This window comes from Thiomicrospira sp., from assembly GCF_036568485.1.
Taxonomy (GTDB): Bacteria; Pseudomonadota; Gammaproteobacteria; order Thiomicrospirales; family Thiomicrospiraceae; genus Thiomicrospira.
Genome location: NZ_DATCSL010000129.1, coordinates 1 through 2,314 on the forward strand (window position 1 = coordinate 1; position 2,314 = coordinate 2,314).

At 41.8% G+C, this 2,314-nt stretch carries 3 protein-coding genes; all 3 read left to right on the forward strand.

Features of this window, described 5'->3' with window-relative positions:
- The first annotated feature begins 108 nt into the window (after positions 1-108).
- The 3 genes from VIM91_RS11795 (at position 109) to VIM91_RS11805 (ending at position 2,161) form a co-directional block, all read left to right on the forward strand.
- Complete coding sequence (locus VIM91_RS11795; protein WP_331865004.1) at positions 109-1,305, forward strand: protein rep; 1,197 nt, start codon at positions 109-111, stop codon at positions 1,303-1,305.
- Positions 1,306-1,682: 377 nt separating this feature from the next.
- Complete coding sequence (locus tag VIM91_RS11800) at positions 1,683-1,946, forward strand: hypothetical protein (protein WP_331865005.1); 264 nt, start codon at positions 1,683-1,685, stop codon at positions 1,944-1,946.
- A complete protein-coding gene (locus tag VIM91_RS11805) occupies positions 1,946-2,161 on the forward strand; it encodes a hypothetical protein (protein ID WP_331865006.1) in 216 nt (71 codons plus the stop codon). The genes VIM91_RS11800 and VIM91_RS11805 overlap by 1 nt, the downstream gene beginning before the upstream one ends.
- Positions 2,162-2,314: the final 153 nt, after the last annotated feature.

Sequence of the window (2,314 nt, forward strand, 5' to 3'; positions counted from 1 at the left end):
CCCTGCTACGGACGGCAATCCTACAGGGGCTTACATCTATACATTACGCATAACTTCATTACGTGTGACGTTGTAACTTCATTACGTATAACGTGGGAACATTATAACATGGTTACCAGCATTGGAAATAGTGAAAAAGGCTCGTCCCTTGGTACTATGACGAAATGTCAGTCCAGCCTTGATTTTCAAGGGCTGCGGGAAAATGCAGCGCGTCGCGCCGAAAAATATGCTTTGCAAAATCATTCAGGCAAACTGCTCCCAAAGGAGCGAGTTTGCAAATGCTTAAAAATGCGTATCACTAAAGAAAAAGATGTCGGTATCCGTTACAACGAAACTAGAGCCACCGCTCACTATGACAACCTACAACGCTGTGGCAGTATTTGGATATGTCCAGTCTGTGCTGCACAAATTAGCGAAGGCAGAAGGCAGGAATTAAAAGCAGGTATCTCAAAATGGACTGCCGAAGGCGGTTCTGTCTATTTGCTTACTCTCACAAACTCCCATCACCATGGCGATAACCTGCAATCTCTTCTCACTGGTCAGCAAAAAGCTATCAAGTATCTATGGGGTGACCGTAAAACCAAAGAGCGATTTGCTGCATTGGGTAAAGTTGGCCACATCATCACAACCGAAGTTACTCATGGTAAAAACGGTTGGCATCCACATTATCATATTTTGTTATTCTTCAAAAATTCTGTAGATATTAAAGCTCTACGGCTCTTTATCGCCTTTGAGTGGCAAAACTGCTGTAGAAAATCAGGTCTTAAACTCCCTAGCGTAGAACATGGCTGCGATTTGCAAGACGGTACGTATGCCGATAAATACGTGTCTAAGTGGGGCTTAGAAGATGAAATGACCAAAGGGCATACCAAAAGAGGTCGTGACGGTAGTTCTACGCCTTGGGACTTACTAAGACTATCAGAAGATGGTTGTGAGCGTTCAGGACGCTTGTTTCAGCAGTTTGCTATTGCATTTAAGGGTAAGCGTCAGCTCCACTGGTCGCGTGGTTTAAAAGCATTACTGTTAGTTGAAGAAATGACAGACGAAGAATTGGCGACTGAAACAGAAAAAGACAGCGTTGAAGTTAGAACATTAGACCGTGATTTATTCAAATTGGTTATTAAGTACAAGCTGCGTGCTAGTGTGCTGCGTGCTGTAGAGCTTGAAATGACCGACGGTTATGCGCGTGTTGATGACTTAATTATGGAAGCTGCCATAAGGGAGTCAAAAGAAAATATCGGGCAGTTGATGAAAGATGAAGAATTTATAAGCCTGCGACACCAAGCCCTAGCGTTAGCGTCCTAGCCTAGCGCCTATCCGAGGACGAAGAGGAAGAATGACGATTGAGGATCGAGGTAGGACAGGCTAGGTTTATCTATGCCTAAATGCTTAAGGCACGCTTAGACGTTTCTCACTTCGTGAAGAAACTGCGTGCAAAATCTTAATGGCTCATGCCGAAGTGCTAATAGTCTATTAGCACTCAACCCTTTGCCCTTCAGTTACAGTCTTTTGATAAGAAACGATAGAGATCCATCAATTATCAGCCGTTAGCGCGCTCGGCATCTTTTCGCCGAGGGCAAGCGTTAGGCATTACGTAAACCATTAACTGTCAATAAATCATCTTTACTTATAGTGTTTTATAGGTTACCATCATTTATACGAGGTAACCAAAGGTTTGTGAGATGACTGAACGCATTAGAATAAATTTAAGCATTGATGATGAAATGAATGATTTGCTTGCAGAGTTAGCAGAGCTAACGGGTCGCCCTAAGACCAGTATTGTTAAGGATTTTCTATACAATATGCAGCCTGCTATGGAAATGACTAGGGACGGATTAAAGGCTCTAAAAGACAATAAGAGTATCGCCCCTGCTTTGCAGAATATGCTTAATCTTGTCGAAGATGGTATGAAAGAAATGAATGAATTTAATCAGGAAGTTAAATAATGAAAATACAAAATATAGAAATAGAAGAAGTAAACGTAAATATAACGCTCTCGCCTGATGTTATACGGCTATTGCAAATTGCTGTTGCTCATCTTTCAACGAGTATTAACAATAGTAGCTTTAGTGCTGGCACTCCAGCTCAAGAGTCTGCTGTATTAGACAATCTTTATGGACTACATCACCAAATGAGCCATATTTTAAACGATTTCGCTTAGACAATAAAAAGCCCCTGCTACGGACGGCAATCCTACAGGGGCTTACATCTATACATTACGCATAACTTCATTACGTGTGACGTTGTAACTTCATTACGTATAACGTGGGAACATTATAACATGGTTACCAGCATTGGAAATAGTGAAAAAGGC